Source organism: Halovivax sp., assembly GCA_007119345.1.
In the GTDB taxonomy this organism is placed as follows: domain Archaea; phylum Halobacteriota; class Halobacteria; order Halobacteriales; family Natrialbaceae; genus Halovivax.
Map to the genome: position 1 here is coordinate 1 of SKPV01000252.1, position 2856 is coordinate 2856.

At 71.6% G+C, this 2856-nt stretch carries 2 protein-coding genes; both read right to left on the bottom strand.

The annotated features are described in order from the left end of the window. Window positions 1-49 precede the first annotated feature (49 nt). On the bottom strand, window positions 50-1951 hold the full coding sequence (locus tag QZT59_RS17250) for an acyl-CoA dehydrogenase family protein (protein ID WP_290819112.1): 1902 nt from the start codon (window positions 1949-1951) through the stop codon (window positions 50-52). A 247-nt stretch (window positions 1952-2198) separates the two neighbouring features. Continuing rightward, window positions 2199-2825: an SWIM zinc finger family protein gene (locus QZT59_RS17255; RefSeq protein WP_290819114.1), complete on the bottom strand. Its 627-nt coding sequence runs from the start codon at window positions 2823-2825 to the stop codon at window positions 2199-2201. Between the last annotated feature and the right edge of the window lie 31 nt (window positions 2826-2856).

Sequence of the window (2856 nt, forward strand, 5' to 3'; positions counted from 1 at the left end):
CGTTCGAGCGGCAGGGCGGTGCCGTTCGAGCGGCAGGGCGGTGCGCCGGTCAGTCGCCGGCCGCCCGCGGCGCCTCGAGTGCGTCGGGTTCGACGGCCGCGAAGCGGACGACGGCGTCGAAGCGCTCGATCGGGAAGCGGTCCTCGCTCGCGATCCCGCGGGCCTCGCGCTCGCGCAGGTGGCGGTCGACGAAGCGGCGGGCGACGAGCGCGGTGCGGCCGTCTGACGCTCCGGTCGGTCCCTCCCCGTCGACGTCGGCCTGGGCCTCCTCGAGCAGCAACGCGGCGGTGAAGACGTCGAAGACGAAGTGGGCGAAGCGCTTGGCCGAGAGCTGGGCGTAGTCGTCGTCCGCGCCGGCGAGGGTACCGAGGGCCGTCGAGAGTTCGACGGACACCTCGCGGGTCGTCTCGGCGGCGTCGGCGAGCGCGGGATGGTCGACCGCTTCGAGGCGCTCGTCGATCGTCTCGAGCAGGGGTTCGTGGGCGGCCTCCCGGGCCAGCGCCCGCAGCACGTCCAGCGAGAGGATGTTCTCCGTTCCCTCCCAGATCGGCAGCACCTGGGCGTCGCGCAGGAGGCGGTGGGTGACGAAGTCGTTCACGTAGCCGTTGCCGCCCTGGATCTCCATGGCGTAGGAGGCCGCGTCGACCGCCATCCGGCCCGTCCGGAGCTTGGCGATGGGGATGAGGACGCGCATCAGGCGGTAGGCCTCGTCGGCGGCTCCGGGATCGGCGTCCCCCGAGCGGGCGTCCCCCCGCGCCGCGCGTTCTACTCGCTCGCGCTCCGAAAACAGCCGCGCCGCTTCGAACGTGAACGCCGTCGCCGCCTCGTGGTCGACGGTCATGTCGACCAGGTCCTCGCGCATCAGCGGGTACTCGTCGATCGTCGACCCGAACGCCTCGCGGTTGGCGGCGTGGATCCGGCTCTCGAGGAGTGCCCGGCCCATGATCCCGCAGGAGGCCGCGGCGTTCGAGAGGCGCTCGAGGTTGAGCATCTCGGCCATCTGCTTGAAGCCGCGTCGCTCCTCGCCGACGAGGAACGCCTTCGCCCCGTCGAGTTCGACCTCGCCGGTCGGGACCGCGATCGTCCCCAGCTTGTCCTTCAGCCGGCGGTACAGCTGGTCGTTCACCTCGTCGGGGGCCAGCGGACCGACGCCCGCGGCGGCCGAGCGCTCCCGCCGGTCACCCTTCGTCAGCGCGCCGTCGTGCTCGTCGGGATCGACGTGGGGGACCAGAAACATCGAGAGGCCGTCGGTCCCCTCGGGAGCGTCGGGCGTGCGAGCGAGCGCGAGCGTCCCCTCGGCGTCGACGTTGGAGCAGAACCACTTCTCGCCGGTGAGTCGCCAGCAACCCGCCTCCTCGTCGTACTCGGCGGTCGTCTCCGTCGCGCCGACGTCGCTGCCGCCCTGCTCCTCGGTGAGGAACATCGCCCCCTCCAGGACGTCGTCGTACTCCCGGGCGACGAGTCCCCGGTAGTAGTCGTCGAGGTCGCCGTCGTCGAACTTCTCGAGGACGAGGGCCGCGCCCGCGGTCATCGCGACCGGACAGCCGAAGCCGCCGTCGGCATAACACAGCAGGTACAGCATCCCGAGGTAGTGTGCGAGGGGCATCGGTTCGTCGCGGTCGGGCGGCGCCTCGAACGCGTCGGCGACGATGCCGCGCTCGTAGACCAGCTCCTCGTTCGCGAGCTGCTCGGGCGGGTAGCGGACGAAGTTCTGTACCTCGCCGCGGCGGTCGTACGGTTCCAGGGCGGGGCCGCGATCGTCGACCAGATCGGCGTTGTCCGCGACGGTGTGGCCGATCAGCTCGCCGAACGAGCGGAGCCGCGGCTCGGCCCAGTCGTACTCGTCGTCGGCGTAGATCCGCCGGAGCTCGCGCCGGATCGTCGGGTCGAGGTCCCAGTAGTTGACGTGCCGGCCCTCCTCGAACCGGCCGAAGTCGATCCCGTCGTCCATGGCGGCCGTTCGGCGCGAATCGCGATAAATGGGCGGTTCGTCAACACGTCGCACGTTTCCGGGCGTTTCTCGACGGCGGGCCGGTGCCGACCGGGGCGGATCCGCCGTGCGGTCGGTCGGGCCGAACCCGATACCGAGGGTGAATGCCGTCTGCGACGGATGCGACATCGCGTTCGGGCTCGGCCTGCGGAGGATCGAATACCGCGGACGTACTCGGTCTGCGACGGATCGGACACCGCAGACGGACTCAGTCCGCGACGGCCACGAGCCGCGTTCGCGGGAAGAGGTACACCTTCAGCTCCCGCGGGACGGGGCCGTTCTGGCGAACGGTGGCGTGGGGGTAGACCGCCCCGACGACGGGCACGTCCGGGTCGTAGGACTCGTTGGTCCCGTACTCGGCGACGGTGACTTCGGCCTCGGGAATCCGGGCGGCGTCGGCTCGCAGGGCGGAGACGTCGACGACCGTCACCGCGGCGTCGGTCTCGCGATCCCGGGCGAGGTCGCCGGGGGCGAGCTCGTGGGCGCCACAGTAGACCGGACCGGGCTCGTCCTCGTCGACGAAGACCGTCTCGTCGCAGTCGTGACAGCCGACGGCGATCTCGCCGGGCGGGGGCACCCGTCCCTCGGTGATCTCCATGGCGACCCGGCGGACGTGCTTGCAGCGGCCGCCCCGGAAGAGGTGGTCGGGGCAGGTGCAGCGGCCGGCGGCCGCGTCGACGAGGTAGGTGTTGTCGGTGCCCGACTCGACCTCGTAGAGGCCGTCGCCGAGCGCGAGAACGGACATCGGCTCGATCCGCGCCCGGCGCGACCGCTCGGCGAGGCGGTCGGCGTCGGGGACGGGAAGCGGTGCTTTCGGAGACGCTTTTGTGTTCATGGGTTGCGTCCGGGTGGGCGTTCGGGTCTCC

Coding starts and splice junctions, on each gene's coding strand:
- QZT59_RS17250 (WP_290819112.1), bottom strand. CDS start 1,951: ATGGACGACGGGATCGACTTCGGCCGGTTCGAGGAGGGCCGGCACGTC.
- QZT59_RS17255 (WP_290819114.1), bottom strand. CDS start 2,825: ATGAACACAAAAGCGTCTCCGAAAGCACCGCTTCCCGTCCCCGACGCC.